Consider the following 399-nt stretch of genomic DNA (forward strand, 5'->3'; position numbering starts at 1 on the left):
TGGCTGCCAAGGCATCCACCGTATGCGCTTAATCGCTTGACCATATAACCCCAAGGGGTCTGTCAAGGATTACGAATCTGTCGGACCTCTCCGACATATCGTTTGATAGACATGCGCTTGGCGCACATATCTATCGTCAGCATGATTCACATTGTTAAAGAGCGGCTGTTCAGAGAACAGTGGCAAGCGCGCTCTGTTGAGCACGCTTGCCACTGCCGGCTAAGCCAGCAATAAGATCAGGTAATTCGTTGTGAGCACTTGCCGCGAGCAGCAGACAGTGTCGATAAGGAGGTGATCCAGCCCCAGGTTCCCCTAGGGCTACCTTGTTACGACTTCACCCCAGTCATGAACCACACCGTGGTGATCGCCCTCCCGAAGGTTAGGCTAACCACTTCTGGT

Annotated in this window: 1 rRNA gene; it reads right to left on the reverse strand. The window is 53.1% G+C overall.

Going from position 1 to position 399, the window contains the following annotated elements:
* Nucleotides 1–284: 284 nt before the first annotated feature.
* Nucleotides 285–399, reverse strand: a 16S ribosomal RNA gene (locus IZU87_RS17405); the annotation flags it as partial.

This window comes from Cobetia sp. MC34 (genome assembly GCF_018340035.1).
In the GTDB taxonomy this organism is placed as follows: domain Bacteria; phylum Pseudomonadota; class Gammaproteobacteria; order Pseudomonadales; family Halomonadaceae; genus Cobetia; species Cobetia amphilecti.